The following is an 18,416-nucleotide window of genomic DNA, read 5'->3' on the forward strand; positions in this document are numbered from 1 at the left end:
AAGGCACACGAAGTCCACGCAAGCCCTCATGCTGTAAGGGCAAAGAGGCGGTAAGGTACCCGCTAGACGGTTTCTTTTAGGGTCCATCGCTGTATACAGGTGGGACAGCTAGCTGAGGGAGAGCTCCGGTGGCTCAACAAGAACGCGCAATCCGGACTCGTCGTGCGGTTCTGGAAGCAGCTGCACAGGTCTTCGCAGAACACGGGTATGTCGCGGCAACGGTAGCGGACATCCTCAAGACCGCAGGGGTCACAAAGGGCGCCCTGTACTTCCACTTCGACTCGAAGGAAGCGCTGGCCAAAGGGGTCCTGGAGCTCCAGACGGACCAGCATCTCCCACCCCAGGAGACCAGGCTGCAAGAAGTGGTGGACATCACCATGACGGTGGCCCACCGGCTGCCCGTCGATGCCGTCCTGCGAGCAGGGGCGCGCCTCTCCTCAGATCCCGTCGGCCGTGAATACTACGGAAGCGCCTGGTCGTTGTGGGTGAGTCTGCTCACCGGCCTGCTGTCCGAGGCGCACCGGAACGGCGAGACTCTGGCTCATGTCGACCCACGCGAAATCGCCGAGCTGATCGTTGGCGCGTTCAACGGGGTGCAGCTCTACGCGCATCTCGAAACCAACCTGGTGGACGTGGAGCACCGCATCTCGGTCCTCATGAGCCATCTCATGCCCTCCATCGCGGCCCCCGCCGTACTACTGCGGCTGGACATGGCCCCTGACCGCGGAGCCCGCGTGCTCAGCGAAGTGAACCGCCTCGACACCACAGTGGCTTGACCCTCCCGGGCAGGATTCCGGAAGCGGTTGATCGACGAACCAGCCGTCGGCCAGAAGGACCGCTGACACCGCCCCCGTAACTGCATACGAACCACAGCGGCCGTCGCAGGTCCAACGTGCTGATGGGCTGGACCGCCATCAGCACCGTGTGCGTCGTGAAGCGCACGGTCTCATCGGCCGCCGCAGAACTGGGCGAGCAGTACCGGATGTGCTCACTCAAGCCGAACCGCCCGACTTCCCTTGGATTCTGCGCACATCCCGTAGCCCGAAGCAGGGAGCAGGGCTGTTTAAGGTTTAAGGAAGGTCGCGGCACCCTTCAGTCCCGCGGAGCACCCCTACAGCGGCAGCGTGATCCCCAGCTCCCGCATCGCCGTCGACGGCGGCCCGCCCTCCGAGCGCTCCGTCTTGCACCCCTTGACGCCCGGCGCGAGCGTCCGCGGATCGACCGCCTCGGCCGGCGCCCCGGTCTCGTACAGACCCTCGGGGTCGGTGTCGCGGTCGTGCGGCAGCAGCCAGAACACGCGGCGGCGGAAGGTACCCGAGGAACGGGAGGGCTTCGCGCCCGGCCCGAGGAGGGCGTACCCGACCATGCGTCCGTCGCGGTGGTAGGCGGGTTTGCCGCGCCGGGTCGGCAGCCGGTCCAGGCTCTGGCGTACGTAGTCGAGCGCGCTCATGTCCTCGAGCCAGACGAAGTCGGCCTCGTGGACGAGCTCGTCCTCGGCGATGAGAGCGCTCATGCTGTCTCCTCGTCGGCGACAAGTCCGATGCCCGGATAGTACTTGCGCTGATTGGACAGGATCATGTCCTTGGGCGAGGCCAGTCCCACCACTTCGCGGACCCGGGCTGCGAAGGCACGTGACGAGATGGCCGGGGCCCCCTCATTCTGGCACCACGCCTTGTAGGCCGCGTACAGATGTGCCTGTTCCGCCCTCAGATCTGCGTCGAGCCGGCAGGACTCGCCGAGGAAACGCCCGGTGTGGTCCTCGGTGTCCGCGTAGGCGGTGGTGGCGATCCGGACGCGTTCGGGCCCGGTGAGGTCCTTCTCGCCGCTGAGGTAGCGACGGGCGCCCGTGATCAGCCAGTTGAGGATGCCGGGGCCCTCCTCGGTGACCAGGATGTCGGCCAGGTTGTCGATCTTCCGGTCGTCGGGGACGACCCGCTCGAACGGGATCAGCCGCATCCGGCGCCAGAACGCGAAGCCACCGGTGCCCACTTCGGGCCGGTGGTTGCCCAACAGCCAGAGTTTGTGGGTGGGTTCGAAGCTGAAGAAGTCCTGACGCATCCGGCGCGCCTTGATCCGGTCACCGCCGGTCAGCAGCTTCACCCGCGCCTCGTCGAACCGGTCCCCGGGCTTGACCTCGCTGCACACGATGACCCGCCGGCCGTGCAGTTCGGCCAGGTCGGTCGGATGCCCCTCGTAGGGACGCGCCATCAGGAAGCCGGGGGGCGCCGCGTCCGCGTAGTCGCCCACCAGCTTCATCAGCACGTCCAGCAGCACCGACTTGCCGTTCTTGCCGGACCCGAACAGGAACGGCATGACCTGCCCGCCGACGTCCCCGGTGATGGAGTAGCCGAGCAGCAGCCGCAGGAACTCGATCATCTCCGCGCCCTCGGGTCCGTCGCCGAAGGTGTCGGTGAGGAACCGGTCCCAGCGCGGCGTGGGCATCGGCTGCGGGGCCGCGGTGGTGGAGCGGGAGTGGAAGTCCTTGTCCGGGTCGGGGGTGCGGATCAGTCCGGTGCGCAGGTCGACGATGCCGGCCGGGGTGCACAGCGCGTACGGGTCGGCGTCCAGGCGGGCCGCATTGAGGACCATGCCGGGCGCGGACCGGGCCTGGGTGAGCATCGCGTTCATGCCACCGGTGCTCAGCGCCCGGCGGCGATGCTGCTGCAGCGCGGAAGCGCTGTACAGGCCGCGCGGATCGCTCGTGGCCAGGGACTCCGCCAGGTCACCGGCGGCCCACATCACCGTGTCGTCCTCGTCGACCTGCCAGCGGGTGCTGTCCCAGCGGAACCAGCCGAGCCCCGGCACATGCCGGTAGTCGTTGGAGTACAGCTGCACGAACAGTTTGGCGTTGCCCCGGTCGCTGAGCGTGTCGGGCAGCAGCCCGTCCGCCGTGGCCTCCCCCGCCCCGACGGGCAGCTCTCCGCCCTGGCCGGGATGCGGCACGGGCCGAGCGGGATGCGCCGCGGGCTGGGCGAGGATCTGTGCGGCGACGGCCTGGGCGTCGAAGAGGACGTCGTCCTGACGGGACGTCATGCACGCCCTCCCAGCGACAACGGCCGCAGCAGACCCGCATTCAGCCCGCTGCGGATGATGCCCGTACAACGCCGCTCCTGCCCCGGCCGGGCATGCTCGGCCGCGGCCCGCAGGGCCCGCTCGGCCTCGTCAACGGTGAGCCGCCCACCGGCCACAAGCCCTCCCGCGGTGTAGGCGGCGCGGTTCAACTTCTCCGAGAACGCGGCCCCTTCGGACACGGCGGCACAGTCGGCCACCTCCGCGAGCAGGGCACCCAGCACCCGCTGCACGGCACCCCCGCCTCCGCCCGCGGCGAGCACGGCCTGCCTGGCCCGGGGCGGCACCGGCCGCGGAGCCGGCACATGGGCGGGCGGCAGATGCCCGGTGCGCTCCAGCTCCCGCGCCAGCCACCCGGGCAGCGGAGCGGGCTCCCGCACCGCCCCGACCGCCCGGTACACCCCGGCCTCGGTCACGGTGCCGGGGGCGACGATGTACCCGCCGTGCGCCCGTACGTCGACCTGCCATGCCAGGGCGCGGCCGCCGGACCCGGTGGAGCACTGCCAGCGATGTCCCTCATGGGCCCGGTACCAGACGTGCAGTCCACCGGAAGGGGTGCGTACGCGCAGTGTCGTTTCGTCATCGGCGGGCCCCACGACGCCCCGCAGGGCGGCCAGCACACCGATCGTGTGGAAGCCGTTGGCCAGACCGGTCAGGTCCACCCCGTCGGAGATACCGATCCCGGGTAACAGCCGGTCCCTCCCGGGCAGTTCCCGTTCGTGTGCGTCGATGTCCACGACCACCAGCCCCGCGGGACCGCAGGCGATTCCGACCCCGAGGTCCGGGTTGCCGCCCCACCACTGCTCGATCCGGGCGAAGTCCAGGGTGGCGGCGTGGAACCCGTGACACCAGCGGCCGGTGGCCGTGCAGCCGCAGCCCTGACGACTGTGCCCGGGCTGCCGGCAGGACGCGCAGTTCCCGGCTGGAGTCTTGCGCCCCGGCGTCAGCGGATGGACCGGCCAGCCCCGGCTCGCACACCACCGGGCGATGGCCAGCGACCCGGCGACGGGAGCGGAAAGCATCGAGCGGACAAGCGAGTTCTGCAGCTCAGAGGCCATGCGCACCCCCCAACAGCGACCGAAGCGACTGAGCGACCGAAACAGCGTAGCGAAGCGTGTGGGGGACGAGAGCCTCATGGGGAAACAAAGATTCGAGTCGCCGCCACATGGCTGAAGACCGTCCCCGTGAGACGCCCAGCGACCGTCGGCGCCCGGTCGGCGCTCTACGGTCTCGAAGAAACCCCAGGTCAGCGAGGCGGCCGCCGGAGATCAGCGACTGAAGCGACTCAACTTCCCCATATATGACGCCCGCGCGCACCCTCGCACGCCCACCACTGTCCTCATAAACCTGGACCTTGAGTCGCTTCAGTCGCTGCCCGACCAGGGGCACCCGCCTGACCTGGCACTTCTCACCGATGCGGGACAGCGACGGAAATGATCTCCGGTCGCTGCTCCTCGGTCGCTTCATCCGCAGCGGAGCCACCGCCGACAGCGACTGAAGGCGCCCCGGCGGGCAGTCCGGACGGATGAAGCGGCTCGGGCAGCTCAAGCGGCTCTGCAGCGAACCTGCAGCCCGCTCGTCCTGTCGGGCCGTCAGTCGCTTCGGTCGCTGACACCCCTGATCCGCAGGCGGAACTTTCCGTGCCCCTGCCCCATACTGATCTCTCAGCAGGACACCAGACCCGCCTCCACCCAGGGCCAGGGAGGAAACGAAGTGCCGGATCGCACCCATGAGTTCGGCATGTACGGTGCCCGTGGCATCAAGGGCCACGAGGCCGTCGCCCGCCGGCTGGACGCCCTGGCCGGCTATGTCGCCACCCCGGTCACCGCCCGCCGTGGTCTGCTGGCCCGACTGCACTACCTCACCCGCACCGACCACGCCCGCGCGGCCGCGCGCGCCGCGGGCCTGACGGTCACCGATCGCACCCTGAAGGCCTGGCTGGACGGCAAGCGCAGCCCCTCGAAGAAGAACCTGGACCGCATCGAGCAGGCCTACCGCACCGTCCGCCGCCACAACACGGCCCGCTATCTCCTGGCCCGCCTCAACCGTGAGGGCCGCGGCACCCGGGTCGAGATCCACCCCCTCAACCAGTCGCAGGTCCCCCGGCCCCGCCAGCGCATGGTGGAGTTCCGCACCCTCAACGTCCGTCACTGGGACCGCATCGTCGAAGCCTGGTCCCTCGACGACCTCCAGGCCCTCGACGACGCCTGGGTCGACCAGATCGTGGACCTCGGCTCCCAGTGGGGCCAGTACGAGTACGTCACCAACATCGGCTTCGCCGCCTGACCCCTCCCCGCGTCGGGCCGACGATCTTCTCCGCCCCGTGACCGATCACCTGCCCGGCCTCGGCGTCGTCGGACGGCAGGCCGGCCAGGACCGCGGGCAGGTCGATCTCTCCCAGCAGCTCCGCGACGCGGGCCGCCTGCTGCGCGGAAAGCGCCCTGGGCGGCGGTCCGAAGGGCGCGATGTCGTACGGGGGTACATCGAGGAAGCCGACGTCGATCGCGGTGTCGCCCGCCGGGTCGCCGTCCGTGGCCCGACGCAGCGCGTCGAGGTGTGTCGCGTCGAGATCCGCCAGCTCGCAGACCCGTTCCAGCAGGGCCGGTGCCCAGTCCAGGTCCAGGACGTCCGCCGACGGCGGATCCCAGCGAGGGTCCGCGTCGGACGGTGCTTCGGCGGACGTTCGGCAGGCTACGAGGTACTCCGCCGGTACGCGGGCGAGTTGCTGGGTGACGGCCATGACCGGATTATCGCGACGGTGTGCGGAGGTGTACCTGACACCCTAGGACAACGGAGTTGTCCGAAACCGGAGCAAGGCGGCGGAGCCGCCGGTGGGTGGGCGCGCGGAGCGCGTGGGGCTGTCCGTCGCGTAGCGACGGCGCGTCGGGTCTGCGGAGCAGACCGCGCGCGGTGAAGGTGAGGAGGTGAGGGAGGGGGATGAGAGGGGTTCGGCCCACCCGCTAGGTCATGTTATTTGCTGTGCGAACTGGTTCCGGAGGGGTCTCCATGGGCTCCGCCTCCACCGCTCTGCGCAGTTGTTCCATCCGTACCGGCATCGGTTCCCAGCCCGGCAGGCCGGCCATGATCCAGTTGAGGGCCGTCATCCCGCGGGCGAAGGCCTGGGTGAGGCCCTGGGGGCGCAGGGTGATGCCCGGTGGGCCCGCCTTGGTGGGGACCAGCGTGACCCACAGGCCCGAGCGGCCGCCGGTGAGGGGCACCGACTCCAGCAGTTCTTCGCGGACCTTCAGCCAGCGGCGTACCGCCACTCGCGTGCCCTGCCCGAGCGGGTACCACTCGATCTCCGGTGCGGGGGTCAACTCGCGCTGTGCCGCGAGGATCCGCTGGTAGGTGGCCTCCGAGACCTGGTCCCTGCGGCCCCACAGGACCGCGCGCACCGATGACGGGTAGACCTCGGCCAGAGCCGCTATCTCCTCGGCACGGTTCGGCGGCGCCTTCTGCTGCTTGCGGCGGATGGCCACCGCCCGCTCCCCGGGCGCGAGATCGGTCAGGTGCAGCGCCGCCAGTTCGCCGGAGCGCGGTGCGGCGTCCAGGACGATCGAGACCATCGCCAGGAGCCGGGTGCGGTCCTCGAAGGACAGGGTCGTGCCGTCACGCTCGTACGGGCCCGTCCCGGCCATGTCCGCCAGCCGTCGGTACAGCGTGCCCAACGACTCGGGGCGGACGGTCGACTTGGGCTCCGGCTGCGACACGGTGGGCAGCCACTCCGCCCTGCCCTCCGGCGCGGCGAGCGTCGCCATGATCCTCAGACAGTCACGTACGATCCGCAGCGTCGCGGGAGGCAGCTCCACGCCCCTGCCCTGCTCCTGCTGCAATGCCCGCAGTTCTCCGGCCTGCGCGAGCTCCCAGAAGGCCCGCAGCGCCTTCGGTGTGAAGAGCTGGGAGGCCGAGCGGGTCGACCGGGCCGGCAGTTTCCCGCCGTCCGCGGCCCGGTCCCACATGCCGACGACCATCCACAGCTGGCGGGCCCGGGCCGCGGAGACCTTCCCTGGCAGCCCGCCCGGCCCGCCCACGGCCTCGCGCTCCGGCCAGCGGCCGGGATCACGCGGTGCGACACGGGCCACCGCCTCGGCCAACTGTCTGACCGCGGGCGTCCTGTACGTGTGCTGAGGCACCTGTTGCTCCTTTCCCGGGCGTCGCCGAAGCGCTGGGTCATGTTATTTACTTTGACATATCTGATGGGACGTTCGCAGCCGCGCGGGCTATCCGCTCCGCATCCTTGCGTGCTACACCCGGAAGTTCACCCGTGATCCGGGAAGGAGGCCCGCGTGACGATCGGGTCCGGGAATCGGCCGGTGCGTGTCGCCGTCATCGGTGTGGGCATCCTCGGCGCGAGTGCCGGATGGCACCTCTGCCGGCACGGCGCCCGGGTGGTGTTCGTCGACGCGGGGCGGCCGGGCGAAGGTGTCACCGACTGGTCCTTCTCCTGGGTCAACGCCGGCAACAAGACCGTGCGCAGGTCCTACTTCGATCTCAACGTCGCGGGCATGGCGGCACACCGGGAGCTCGCCGGGATCATCGGAGCGGACTCGTGGTGGCATCCCGGCGGCCATCTGCGCTGGGCGGACGACCCCGTGACGCACGCGAAGAACCTGGAGACCGCCGAGCTGCTGCTCGACTGGGGTTACCGGGTCGAGGTGTGCACGGGGGCTGAGGTGCGCCGCCGTCTCGAACCCGCTCTCGCGATGCCTGACGAGACTCCCGTCCTGTTCTACCCCGACGAGGCCTGGGTGCACGGACGCCGGCTCGTCGGCCGTCTGGTGGACCGGGCCGTCGCGTCCGGGGCCGAGCTCCGGTCCGGTACCGCGGTCCGTGACATCGGTACCGGCGGCGACGGGAGCGTCCGGACCGTCGCTCTGTCCGACGGAAGCCGTCTCGACGTCGACGTCGTCGTGAACGCGGCGGGCCCCGCTGCCTCTCAGGTCGCCGGGCTCGTCGCACGGGATCTGCCGATGCTCCGCGAACCCGGCGTCGTCACCCGGCTCGCCTGCGCCCAGGTCCCGGTTCACCGGGCCATGCACGCGCCGCACATCGAGATCCGTCCCGACGGAGAGGGTTCGGTGGTCCTGCACAGCCGCGAGATCGACGCGCTCATCGACACCGGCGAGGAGCCGGCCCGGCTCGCCCGCCTGCTCCACGACTCGGCGCGGCACGCCGTTCCCGTGCTCGGTGACGCCCGCGTCGCACGGACACGGGTGTCCCACCGGCCCATCCCGGCCGACGGATTCCCCTCGGTAGGGGCGGTGCCGTCCGTGCCCGGCTACTTCGAGGCCGTTTCCCACAGCGGCATCACGCTCGGACCGGTGCTCGGCCGGCTGCTCGCCGCGGAGATCCTCAGCGGGAAGAGGGACGAGTTGCTCGCGGACTTCCGCCCGGAGCGGTTCCCCGTGTGAGAGCCGAGGTCTTCGGCGTACGACGGTCGCACGGCGGCCTCACGATCCCGCCCCTCGGTTTCCTTGTCCCCGTGTCGTGCCTGCGGCCTCGGCGCAGCGCACCGCCAGTTCGGCGAACGCATCGGTCAGTTGCGGCGGTCCGACGACTTCGATGTCGGTGTCGAAGCGGGTGAGCGTGGCGGCCAGGCCGGCCCAGGACCAGGAACCGAGGGAGAGGCGGCAGCGGTCGGGGCCGAACTCTTCGACGATCCCGTCCTGGGCGAAGGGGGCGACGGCCTGCGCGGGGAGGTTCAGGAGGACTTCGCCGCGGCAGGGCCAGTCGGTGCTGGAGCCGTCGGTTCCGCGGAAGCGGCCGGTGAGGAACGCGGCCACGTCGTCGCCGGGGAGGCGGCGCGGGGTGAAGCGTGGCCCGGTGGGTGTCCGGGGGCGGATGCGGTCGGCGCGGAAGGTGCGCCAGGCGTCGCGGTCGAGGTCCCAGGCGATCAGGTACCAGTGGCCGTACCGGGTGACGAGGTGGTGGGGCTGTGACCGGCGGGGTCGCTCGGGCTCGGCGGGGCGCGTGGTGTCGTACGGGTAGTCGAAACGGAGTTCCTCGCGCGCGTGGATGACGCGGCTCAGCTCCGTGAGGAGTGGTGTACCGGCCGGGGAGGCGTTGCCGCTGCCGGGTGGCGGGACGGCGGTGACCTGCAGGGTGTCGATGCGCCGGCGCAGCCGGGGCGGCATGACCTGGCGGACGGTGGCCAGGGCGCGTGCGGCGTCCTCGCCGATCGTGGTGTCGGCTGCGGCGGACTGCAGGGCGAGGGCCAGGGCGACGGCCTGGTCGTCGTCGAACAGCAGTGGGGGCAGTTGTGAGCCGGCAGCGAGGCGGTAGCCGCCGGAGGGGCCCTTGAACGCGAGGACCGGGTAGCCCAGTTCCCGTAGGCGGTCGATGTCGCGGCGGACCGTGCGCGGGGTGATGCCGAGGCGCTCGGCGAGGTCGTCGCCCGACCAGTCGCGGTGTGTCTGGAGCAGCGAGAGCAGGGTGAGCAGCCGCGCGGACGTCTTCTGCATGCCCGTCATTCTGGCGGCGGTACAGGACCGATCCTGTCCGCTACTCGTGGAACGGTACGTCTGAAGATCCGCTGCGAACCGTGTGCGAGGAGAAGAACATGTCCGTCACGACCACCACCCACCTGAACTTCCGGGGCGACGCGAGGGCGGCGCTGGATCACTACCGGTCCGTCTTCGGCGGGCGCGTCGTCGCCGTCACCTACCAGGAGATGGGCGATGTGCGCGGCGGCAGCGAGGCGGACTGGGTGGTGTGGGGCGAGGTGGCCGGCGACAACGGCTTCCATGTCATGGCCTACGACGTGCCCTCCGAGCTGCCGTGGGATCAGGGCAGCAACCCGTTCTTCGTCTCCGTGCGCGGTGACGACACGGACGAGATCAGCGCCCTGTGGCAGAGGCTGGCGGAGGGTTCGACGGTGGTGCAGCCCCTGGCGCCGTCGCCGTGGGCTCCGCTGTACGGGATGCTCACCGACCGCTTCGGGGTGACCTGGGTCCTGGACGTGGCCGCCCCGTACAACGGCTGATCCACGTCCGGCGGACGCACCTCGGCGCCGTATGAGGTCACTGTGAATTTTCGGGGCGGTTGAACAGATGCGGGTCCGCGTCCGTATGGGGCCGGGGGGATATCCATGCTCGGACGGACGACACGCGCAGGAGTACTTCCGTGGGACGCAGCAAGCGCAAACGCCCAACAGGCGCACGGCGGGCGACCATTGCCGCCGTGGCCCTGATGCTGGGCGGTGGTGGACTGGTGGCCGTGAACGTGTACGCCTCGGCGACCGAGGGCGGCGGCATCAACCAGCCGTTCTCGGCCAGTTGGGGAGCGGGCACGGTGGCCTGCCCGGATGTGGGTGACGCGCTGACCAGCGTCCCTGACGAGGCGAGGACGGAGGTCGACGCGGAACTCGCGGTGCTCGACCAGCAGACCGCCGCCGCCTATCAGAAGTTGCAGGACCCGTCGGTGCAGAGCCGTGAGGCCGCCGAGAGCGGGGTGATGGATCCCCTCGCGGAGGACCGCACCGCGACGATCGGACGCATCGCCGCCGCTCTTGAACGCGCCGGTGCGCGGCCCGACGGCCTCGACGCCATGGCGGCGTGCACGATCCAGGAGTCGGAGGACCAGGCCGGGGCGCAGGGCGACGACCAGGGCGACGGTCAGGGCGACGGGGCCCAGGACGGCCAGAACCAGGACGACCAGCAGCAGGGCGACCAGCAGCAGGGCGACCAGGGGCAGGACGGCCAGCAGCAGGGCAACGGGGGCCAGTCCGGCAACGGTCCCGTCGCCGCCGACTACGCCGACATCACCACCGCTCCGGCCGCCGCACAAGCACCTGCCCCCGGGGCCGACGCCTCGCGCGGCACGTTCGTCACCAGTTGCGGCGTGAACGCGGGCGGGCTGTTCAACTCGGACAACGTGATCGTGGCCCCGGGTGTGTCCAACGGCGCCCACCACTTCCACGACTACATCGGCAACCAGGCCAACAACGCCTTCGCCGACGACAACGAACTGGCGAACGCCGGCACCAGTTGCGTCGACCAGGGCGACAAGTCCTCCTACTACTGGCCCGTACTGCGTCTGCAGAACGGCACCCAGGAGCAGGACGCGAACTCCCCCGGCGGCGGCATCGAGGGCAACGCGGGCGAGATCGTCACGCCCAAGGAAGTCACTCTCACCTTCGTCGGCAACCCGAACAGCAAGGTCACGGCCATGCCGCGGCTGCTGCGCATCATCACCGGCGACGCCAAGGCGTTCGTCAACGGCACCGCCAACGCCAACGCGTCCTGGAGCTGCACCGGGTTCGAGGACCGCCAGTTGAAGGACAAGTACCCGCTGTGCCCCCAGGGCAGTGACGTGGTCCGCACCTTCAAGTTCCAGAGCTGCTGGGACGGTCGCAACATCGACAGCGCCAACCACCGTACCCATGTGGCGTTCGCGCAGGCCGACGGCGCCTGCGCGGCCGGCTTCCAGGCCATCCCGCAGCTGGTGCAGCGCATCGTCTACGACGTCGACGCGCCGAGCCTGCAGGACGGCGGCCGCACAGCGCCGCTCTTCGCCGTGGACGCGTTCCCGGAGCAGCTGCACAAGCCCGTGACCGACCACGGCGACTTCATCAACGTCTTCGACGAGAACCTGATGAACGAGATGGTCGGCTGCATCAACGACGGCCGTCGGTGCGGCGCGGGCGCGGACGAGAACGACGATCCCGGCCCCGGCAACGGCAACGGTGGGGACGAAGGAGACGGCAACGGCTCGGACGGCGGGTCCGGCCAGGAGCCCGGTGACGGTTCCGGTTCCGGGGACGGCGGCGGGTCCGGCGGCCAGCCGCAGGACGAGCCGACGCCGACCGCCGGTGAACCCACGGCCGGTGAACCCACCGCCGACGAACCGACCGCCGACGAGAGCACCGCGCCCGCCGAGGACGAGCCCAGGACGTACACCTCGCCCTCGGCCACCCAGCGGCCCGCCGTGCAGTCCCCCGAGGCCACGTCGTACCCCCGGGACGACAGCACACAGGCCGCGTCGGACAGCGGTGGTTCGACCGGTGGTGTCGTGGCGCAGCCGCCGGCCGGTGACGGGACGGCACCGCAGGGCGGCGGGGGCAGCCTCGCGGAGACCGGCACCCAGTTGTGGCCGGCCGCGGCCGGAGCGGTCCTGCTCGTCTCCGGGTTCGTTCTGCTGCGTCGCACCCGGCGCCGTTACATGTGACGTGATCCCGCGGGCCCTTGAGGTCCGCGTCGGTGGGGATCAGCGGGGTTGGCTGAAACAGCTTGGTCTGTCAGCCGGCCCCGCAGTCGTTCCCGCACCCCGCGCGGCCCCTGCCCGAGGCGCTCGGCGCCGCCTTTCGCACCCGGCCGCCGAGGCCCGTTCACCGGCTCTCGGACCGATTGTCAGTGATCGCCGCTAACGTTTCTCGCATCGTCGCACTGGCGCCGGGGAGTCCCCGGCTGAACTGTGCTTTCTTCTTGCTGTCCTGATGTGGAAGGCGGGGACTCGTGGGTTGGCTCTCGGCGGGTGACGGGTATGAAGTCGCCCTGGTGGACGGGCGGGTGGCGGCGCGTGCCACCTCGGGCCGGGCGGCGGGACGGCAGTTGAAGTCGCTGCCGCGCGCGCTCCGCGACCACCCGGAGGTGGACCGGCTGCGGCGGTTCGCGGAATGGCTGGATCGGCATGCCGCCGCCTGCGTGGCACAGGTCGACTCCTGGATGGTGTCGTCGCTGCCCGTCCCCACCGGTCTGCTGGCCCGGGTGTGGCCGGACGAGGCCTGGCAGTCCGCGTTGCGCGACATGGCCGTGGTGGGCGACGACCCCGACGAGGTCGGATTCCTGCGGGGTGCCACCGAGGACGGCGAGCTGCGGGTGGTGAACCTGGACGGCGAGACGGTACGGCTGTCCCCGCGCACGGTGACGCTGCCGCACCCGGTGCTGCTGCCGGACCTGGAGGACATCAGGGAGTTCGCGGCGGAGCTGGACATCGTGCAGCGCGTGGAGCAGATCCACCGCGCCACCTGGCGGCGGCCGGACGACCTCGACCCGAAGGCCACGGAGATACGTGAGTTCACCGGCGGCTCCTTCCGTTCCCGTTTCGCCCTTGCCGCGCGGGCGAGTTCGCTCGGCTACCGCGTCAGCGGGGGGTACTCCACGGCGCGCGTCCGCGACGGCGGGCGCACCGTCGAGGCCTCGGTGTGGATCGGGGAGCCGTACTGGGAGGACACGGTGGAGACCGGCGGCCTGACCTGGCAGGACCAGGACGGGCGGGCGCTGCCGCTGCGGGAGGTGGGCCCGGTGGCCTGGTCGGAGGGGATGCGGATGGCCGCGGCGCTGTACGCCGGGCGCGTGATCGAGGAGGACCGGAACGCATGAGCGGGGGGACGCAGGTGTCGTACGAGGGACTGCTGGCGGCGGGTGCGGTGCTGCCGCCGGGCACGGAGGGGGCCGGGGAGCGCGCGGTGCCGCTGACGGCGCGCAGTTACCGTCATCCGGGGCTCGACGACCGGGTGGTGGTGCGCCTGGTCGCCGGTGAACTGGGGGCGGCCGAGGATCTGGCGGCCGGGTTCCTCGGCATGGAGCCGGACGCCGAGCCGGCCGTCGTGGGGCTCGGGCTGCGGCAGTCGCTGGGCTTCCCCGAGTGGGTGCTGGTGCACCATCCGCAGGACGGTCACCACGCGCTGGGCGTCGTACCGGATCTGGAGCGCGCGGCCCGGCAGGCGAAGTCCCGTCCCAAGGCCGCCCTGGACGCGTATCTGGAGCTCGGTCAGCGGCTGGCCGCGGCGGTGCCGCACTTCCTGCCGACGTTCTACGAGCAGGCCGGGCGGGTGTTCCTGGCCGAGGAGAACGCCACCTACGCCGCCCAGTTGTTCACCCGGGCCCGCAAGGCGGAGGCGGAGCACGGGCTGACGGTCCAGGAGGAGCGCCTGGACGCGGTGTTCCTGGAGTTCGCGCTGGCCGGCGCGCTCCCGGTGAAGGTGCTGTCCGCGTACGGCAAGGAGCTGTCCGCGCGGGTGCCGGCCGAGCAGGCGCTGCGCCGTTTCACCCAGCTGTGCCTCCGTCGTACGGCGGGCGGTCTGCCGCCGTCCGCGCAGATGGCGACCGACCTGCGCAGGCTCGCGCGGGCCGCCGGCCAGGACGCCGATCGTGCCGAGCAGGACTACCTGGCCGAGCTGCTGGGGCTGCCGGCCACGCAGCGGGCGGCGGCCGGGTGGTGGAAGGGGCACCGGGCCGCTCTGGTCGGGCTGGCGGAGCGCGACCGGCGGGTGCGCGGTGCGCTGTTGGACATGCTGCCCGCCGGCTCCGACGAGGAGCTGCCCGCGCTGTGGCTCCAGGTGCTGGAGGCGTCCGGGGCGACGGCGGGGCTGTGGGACGGCTCCCTGCCCGCGGAGGAGCGGCCGGGGGACGGTACGGCGGGCTGGCTGGGGCGTTTCCTGGTGTTCCGGGAGCGGGCGCGGTCCTGGCGCGGCTCCAGCCGGATGCCGGAGCTGTATCCGCTGGTGGAGCGGGCGGCGGACCAGCTCCGGGCCGAACTCACCGCGTCCGGGCGGGCGTTGAGCGTCCTGCACGACATCGACCTGATCGATCTGCTGCTGTCCCTGGACGTGCCGGTGGCCGCCCCGGGCAACGACGCGGACGATGCCCTGCCGCTGATGGCCTGGGCCGTCGGTGAGGGGCAGCGGGACCTGGTGCTGTTCGGCGCCGACCCCCGTTTCCGTGACGCGTTCCTGCGGGGCGCGGACCGCTTCCACAACAACGACCAGGGGCTGCGGGCCATCCGTCTGCTGGCGGCGTCGCCCGGCTGCCGTGGCCTGCTGGCCGAGTGGGTGAGTTCGGTCGTACGGCGGTTCACCGCGGTCGGCCTGCCCGGTCTGCCGAACGCGCTGACCCGGCTGGGCTGGCTGCCCGCCGAGGCACTGGCGCTGGCCGAGGACGACGTCCGCGCGGCGGTGGGCACCGATCTGGCACCGGTGCTGGCCCGCACCCTGCGCGCCGGGCTCTTCGACGAACTGTGCTGGCCCGCCTGGGAGGAGGCGACGGCCGCCCTCGTGCCCGCGGACCGGGTCGAGGACGTCATCGTCGCCGACGCCTGGCCCCACCTCGTCGTCGCGGGCAACGCCCAGGCCCGGGTGATCGGCGCCGACGGCACCCTGCTCACCCACGACCTGCGCCTGCCCGCGAACGACGTGTCGGGCGACCCGGGCTTCCACCACGTGGACGGCGAACTCCTCGTCTACTGGAACTCCCGCAAGGACGGGCTGCGCGGCTACTGGCACCCCCGAGCCGACCGCGTCGAGTCCCTCAAGGGTTCCCACGGCACCCGCGGCACCGAGATGGACTGGTACCGGGGCGACTTCCCGATCACCCTGCCGCTGCCGGACGGCGGCCGGACCACCGGGCGCGGCGTCCTGCACGCCGGGGACACCACCCTGCCCGACGAGCGGCCGCTGCTCTTCGACGGCTCCTCCTACTGGGTCTGGCACGCCGAGTCCGAGGACCGTGCGGCACACGGCTGGTACGAGTACGACCCGGCCACGAACGAGCGCGGGCGGATGAGCAGGCCCGCCTTCCTGGCCGACGCGCTGCGGGACGCCCCCGGCCACAGCAGCTTCGCGGGCGGCCGGCTGCGCCCCTCCCCCACCGCCGGCGCCACCCCGGCCTGCGCTCCCGTCGACGGCCTGGTCGGCCTGCGGGTCGTCAAGCTGCCCGACGGCTCACGACGTGCCGAGGACCTCGCCGGACACACCGTCACCCTGCCCGCCGAAGCGGGCAGTCCGACCGCACTCGTGGTCTTCCCGGGCGCCGAGCGGGCCACCGCGGTCGTGCGCAACAACTGGCAGCTGGACCTGGTCGACGCGGACGGCGTGGTCACCGCCTGGGCCAAGACCGACCGCACGCCGGGCATCTTCGGCGAGGGCACCCTGCTGCTGCCGCCCGTGCAGTACTGGGAATGCCTGACGCCACGTGACCCGGAGGGGTCGAAGGCGCTGCGGACCATCGACCGGGACACGGCCGCCGCCCTCCTGGCCACCGCGGCGCGCGGCGACGAGGAGGCGTTGTCCGACGCGATCCGCACCCTTCTTCCCGTCACCCACGAAGCGCTCGTCAAGGGCATCGCCGGAGTCACGCGCCACGCCGCCTCCCAACAGGCCGTCCTGGACGCGGCGGCCGCCCGGCTCACCCGCGCTCTCGAAGGCGCCCTGGAGGACGAGGGGCCCGCAGGTCCCCCGGACCGCGCGCTCTTCGCGGCGACGAACGGACTCGGCACGTCCAGGGGTTACTGGTGGCACGGTGACGACGAGGCCGACACCGTCTTCCGAGGTCTGCGTGTCCTCGCCCGGGCCGCCGGGCTCACCGGGCCCGCCCTCCCCGGCCGGCCGGACGCCCGGCTCCACCTCGACGGTCATCCGCTGCCCGTCGGACAGCCGGACCTGCAGTCGCTGCTGGAGCGGACGACCGCACTGGCCTACCGGGCCGCCTCCGGCACCACCACCGAGGAGCACCGCGAGGTGCTGCGCACGCTGCTCGCCGAGTTCGACCGCCTCGGCCTCGCCCCCGCCGCGTCCGGCCCTTGGCGCAGGGTGAGCCTGCACGTGCCGGCGGCCCCGCTGCGGACCCCCCTGGGCCATTGGCGCGAGGGCACGTGGACTGGTCTGCTGTCCTTGGCCGACGGCGCCTTCCTCGCCGTCACCGGGCGCCGCTCGCTCGAGGACGACGGCGCCACCTTCACGGGCTACTTCCATGACCCGGCCGGGCGGTTCGAGGCGCCGCAGCCCTACAAGGCGCTGGAGTCGGAGCCGTTGGGCGAGGACCCGGGCACGGGACGGCTCGGCGCGTTCCTCGCCGAGCTGGCCGAGCGCGGCCCTGCGCCCTGGTTCCCGGAGGCCGCCGAGGAGTTCGCCCGTCTGACGGGAGTGACCGAGACGATGGCCCGGCTGATCGTGGCCGGTCTGCCGGGGATCGACGTCCACGAGCGGAGCTTCCTGAGCGCCGCGGCGCGCACCCTCATCGGGGTGAAGGTCGCCCCGGCGGCGGTCGCCAAGGACGAGCTGAGCCGCATCGACGGCGCGGTGCGGGCCGCGGTCCTGGGCGCGCTGCTGCCCGCCGAGCCGGCCCGGCTGTGGACCGAGGGCCCGGACGTGGCCGCGGCCGCCGCCGTGTGGAACTCCAGGGTCGGCAAGCGGGTGGCCGTGCCGGAGGTGCTGCTCGGCGACGCGAGCCGCACCTTCCGGTACGCGTCCTGGCCGGTCCGGCAGGCCTTGCCCGCCCTCGTGGATCCGGCCTCCTCCCCCGAGCTCAGCCGGGACCTGGAGTGGGCGGTCAGCGGCGACCGGGTCAAGCCCGTCGGCGGCGACACGGACGGGTTCACGGCACAGACGCTGGTCGGCGCGGTCGGCCTCATGGCCTGGCTCGCCCACCGGCTGCCCGCCGGCGATCCGGTGCGGGCCGCACTGCCCCCGGCCCTGACCGCCGTGCGGGACCGGCTGGCCCACCCCGGGCTGATGCTCGACCTGGGTCGCTACATCAGCCTGCCCGACTTCCGGAAGACGGCGGGCGCCCCCACCGAGACCGGACCCGGTTTCGAACGGTACGGCGCCGTCGTCCTCGCCACCCAGGACGACCAGCCCGCACCGGGCATCAGGGTCGCCCTTCTCGACGAGGCCGGCCAGGATCCCTACCTGCCCGCGGTGCGGGTCGACAACCAGCGGCCCTACACCGCCGAGGTGGCGCTCCGTCTGGTCCGCGACCAGCGGTTCGCTGCCCTCCTCGCGGACCCCGGTGAGCCGCTCGCGGGCGGCCGGGACAAGGACGGCACGTGGTGGCCGCAGGACCCGAACCGCTCGGTGCCCGACCTGGTGACCGAGTCGGCCAAGGAGTACGGCATCGGTGAGGACGCCGCCACGCTCCACTTGATGCTGCTCACGATGCCCGATCCGACCGACCGTATGACGGCTCGCTGGACGGGCTGGAAGCCGGCCCGGCTCAAGGCGGCCCGTGCCGAACTGGCCGCCACCGGCCTGGTGGTCGAGGCCAACCGGTCGCGGGCCGGGCGGTCGCTGTTCCTGCCCGGTGGCTGGGTCGAGCAGTCGGCTCCGCGCGTTCCCCTGGAGCGCTGGAAGCTGGCGTTGTTCGACGAAGTGACCGACGAGCACACGCCGTTCGGCCTGATCGTGCCGTTCGAGCCGGCCGCCGACCTCTACCGCCGGGCGTGGCAGCGCGTGCGGGAGGGTGACGCTCCCCGGTTCGAGGAGCTGAAGGTGCGGCGGGGACGCCGCCGCTGACGTACCCGGTCCCGGGGCGCCGCTCGTCGGGCGGCGCCCCCGCGCCCCCGCGCCTCTCTCCCGCGCTTCCCCCTCATGCCTCTCCCCCACGCACCTCTACGGACCGATCCACCGAGCAAGG

Annotated in this window: 13 protein-coding genes; 7 read left to right on the forward strand and 6 right to left on the reverse strand. The window is 72.0% G+C overall.

Annotated features, from left to right (window positions below; translation table 11 throughout):
* Window positions 1-128: 128 nt before the first annotated feature.
* Window positions 129-776 carry a ScbR family autoregulator-binding transcription factor gene (locus PH203_RS36375; protein WP_289925740.1) on the forward strand — a complete coding sequence of 216 codons (648 nt, stop codon included), beginning with the start codon at window positions 129-131 and terminating at the stop codon, window positions 774-776.
* 335 nt (window positions 777-1,111) lie between these two features.
* On the opposite strand, the gene PH203_RS36380 is transcribed toward PH203_RS36375, so the two are convergent.
* From PH203_RS36380 to PH203_RS36390, 3 genes are read right to left on the reverse strand one after another with little or no spacing between them, the layout of a single operon-like run.
* On the reverse strand, window positions 1,112-1,513 hold the full coding sequence (locus PH203_RS36380; protein ID WP_289925741.1) for a DUF6009 family protein: 402 nt from the start codon (window positions 1,511-1,513) through the stop codon (window positions 1,112-1,114).
* On the reverse strand, window positions 1,510-3,033 hold the full coding sequence (locus PH203_RS36385) for a phage/plasmid primase, P4 family (RefSeq protein WP_289925743.1): 1,524 nt from the start codon (window positions 3,031-3,033) through the stop codon (window positions 1,510-1,512). The genes PH203_RS36380 and PH203_RS36385 overlap by 4 nt, the downstream gene beginning before the upstream one ends.
* Entirely contained in the window at window positions 3,030-4,127 is a 1,098-nt protein-coding gene (locus PH203_RS36390) for a bifunctional DNA primase/polymerase (protein ID WP_289925744.1), read from the reverse strand. The genes PH203_RS36385 and PH203_RS36390 overlap by 4 nt, the downstream gene beginning before the upstream one ends.
* Window positions 4,128-4,782: 655 nt before the next feature.
* On the opposite strand from PH203_RS36390, the gene PH203_RS36395 reads away from it, so the two are divergent.
* Entirely contained in the window at window positions 4,783-5,355 is a 573-nt protein-coding gene (locus PH203_RS36395; protein ID WP_289925746.1) for a transcriptional regulator, read from the forward strand.
* On the opposite strand, the gene PH203_RS36400 is transcribed toward PH203_RS36395, so the two are convergent.
* Both PH203_RS36400 and PH203_RS36405 read right to left on the reverse strand, forming a co-directional pair.
* Complete coding sequence (locus PH203_RS36400) at window positions 5,330-5,809, reverse strand: DUF1877 domain-containing protein (RefSeq protein WP_289925747.1); 480 nt, start codon at window positions 5,807-5,809, stop codon at window positions 5,330-5,332. The two genes, PH203_RS36395 and PH203_RS36400, sit on opposite strands and share 26 nt — an antisense overlap.
* 220 nt (window positions 5,810-6,029) lie before the next feature.
* Window positions 6,030-7,202 (reverse strand): hypothetical protein, encoded by a 1,173-nt coding sequence (locus tag PH203_RS36405; RefSeq protein WP_289925749.1) that lies wholly within the window; start codon window positions 7,200-7,202, stop codon window positions 6,030-6,032.
* A gap of 153 nt (window positions 7,203-7,355) precedes the next feature.
* Here PH203_RS36405 and PH203_RS36410 point away from each other — a divergent pair, with 153 nt between their 5' ends.
* Window positions 7,356-8,480 carry an FAD-dependent oxidoreductase gene (locus tag PH203_RS36410; RefSeq protein WP_289925752.1) on the forward strand — a complete coding sequence of 375 codons (1,125 nt, stop codon included), beginning with the start codon at window positions 7,356-7,358 and terminating at the stop codon, window positions 8,478-8,480.
* Between the two features lie 39 nt (window positions 8,481-8,519).
* On the opposite strand, the gene PH203_RS36415 is transcribed toward PH203_RS36410, so the two are convergent.
* A complete protein-coding gene (locus PH203_RS36415) occupies window positions 8,520-9,530 on the reverse strand; it encodes a WYL domain-containing protein (protein ID WP_289925754.1) in 1,011 nt (336 codons plus the stop codon).
* Between the two features lie 98 nt (window positions 9,531-9,628).
* On the opposite strand from PH203_RS36415, the gene PH203_RS36420 reads away from it, so the two are divergent.
* From PH203_RS36420 to PH203_RS36435, 4 genes are all read left to right on the forward strand, one after another.
* On the forward strand, window positions 9,629-10,051 hold the full coding sequence (locus tag PH203_RS36420) for a VOC family protein (protein WP_289925756.1): 423 nt from the start codon (window positions 9,629-9,631) through the stop codon (window positions 10,049-10,051).
* A gap of 206 nt (window positions 10,052-10,257) precedes the next feature.
* A complete protein-coding gene (locus PH203_RS36425) occupies window positions 10,258-12,234 on the forward strand; it encodes a DUF1996 domain-containing protein (RefSeq protein ID WP_289925900.1) in 1,977 nt (658 codons plus the stop codon).
* A 287-nt stretch (window positions 12,235-12,521) separates the two neighbouring features.
* Window positions 12,522-13,388 (forward strand): DUF4132 domain-containing protein, encoded by an 867-nt coding sequence (locus PH203_RS36430; RefSeq protein WP_289925757.1) that lies wholly within the window; start codon window positions 12,522-12,524, stop codon window positions 13,386-13,388.
* Window positions 13,385-18,295: a DNA-binding protein gene (locus PH203_RS36435; RefSeq protein WP_289925758.1), complete on the forward strand. Its 4,911-nt coding sequence runs from the start codon at window positions 13,385-13,387 to the stop codon at window positions 18,293-18,295. The genes PH203_RS36430 and PH203_RS36435 overlap by 4 nt, the downstream gene beginning before the upstream one ends.
* The last annotated feature ends 121 nt before the right edge of the window (window positions 18,296-18,416 follow it).

It is taken from the genome of Streptomyces sp. S.PB5, assembly GCF_030403745.1.
In the GTDB taxonomy this organism is placed as follows: Bacteria; Actinomycetota; Actinomycetes; order Streptomycetales; family Streptomycetaceae; genus Streptomyces.

Coding starts and splice junctions, on each gene's coding strand:
- PH203_RS36380 (WP_289925741.1), bottom strand. CDS start 1,513: ATGAGCGCTCTCATCGCCGAGGACGAGCTCGTCCACGAGGCCGACTTC.
- PH203_RS36385 (WP_289925743.1), bottom strand. CDS start 3,033: ATGACGTCCCGTCAGGACGACGTCCTCTTCGACGCCCAGGCCGTCGCC.
- PH203_RS36390 (WP_289925744.1), bottom strand. CDS start 4,127: ATGGCCTCTGAGCTGCAGAACTCGCTTGTCCGCTCGATGCTTTCCGCT.
- PH203_RS36400 (WP_289925747.1), bottom strand. CDS start 5,809: ATGGCCGTCACCCAGCAACTCGCCCGCGTACCGGCGGAGTACCTCGTA.
- PH203_RS36415 (WP_289925754.1), bottom strand. CDS start 9,530: ATGCAGAAGACGTCCGCGCGGCTGCTCACCCTGCTCTCGCTGCTCCAG.
- PH203_RS36420 (WP_289925756.1), top strand. CDS start 9,629: ATGTCCGTCACGACCACCACCCACCTGAACTTCCGGGGCGACGCGAGG.
- PH203_RS36425 (WP_289925900.1), top strand. CDS start 10,258: ATGCTGGGCGGTGGTGGACTGGTGGCCGTGAACGTGTACGCCTCGGCG.
- PH203_RS36435 (WP_289925758.1), top strand. CDS start 13,385: ATGAGCGGGGGGACGCAGGTGTCGTACGAGGGACTGCTGGCGGCGGGT.